At 56.0% G+C, this 600-nt stretch carries 1 pseudogene; it reads right to left on the reverse strand.

Annotation, left to right across the window (positions count from 1 at the left end):
- Positions 1-600, reverse strand: a pseudogene (locus ACPGUT_RS16105) (hypothetical protein); the annotation flags it as partial.

Here is a 600-nt window from a genome sequence, read left to right on the forward strand (position 1 = left end):
CTCAATGTATGCGGCCTTTGCCCCAACCGCCTTGATCCAATCCCTGACAGCCTCAGCGATGAACTCAGGGCCCCCTCTCGGCAGATTTGGCTTTACCAAATCGCCTGTCAGGCAATGATTATCTGACCTGATATAGGCAGGGACACCGCGCAGGATGAACAAGTCCCCCTTTCGGGACATTTCCAGGGGAAATACCCTGTCGGGCAGTGGTCAGCGCATCAATAACCTCTGTTGAATTTAGCTTCCGCTTCACCCGGATGGCCCGTTGCCCGGCAGGCGCATCCGTAGGATGCTGCCGAGAGGGGGGCATTCCCGACTATGTTCGTCCAAGATGTTCAATGTTCTGAACGCTCTGCCATCTTCTGTTCGGTGGTGAACGAAGTCATACGATCCCATCGGCTGGCAGGGCATGTTTACATGCCCGAGAGGCAGACATGGTTGCGATATTCTGGGCGCAACCGAACGCACGATCCATCCACTGCCCGGCAGGGTATTGCGAAGCAATATCCCGAGAGGGGTTCAGCCAAAGCCGTCCCTTCTTTGGTTGTTTCATCGGCACTTTAAGCCCCTCACGTCGCCATAGGCGTTCCACGCGCTTGT

It is taken from the genome of Halocynthiibacter sp., assembly GCF_049608145.1.
Lineage (GTDB): Bacteria > Pseudomonadota > Alphaproteobacteria > Rhodobacterales > Rhodobacteraceae > Halocynthiibacter.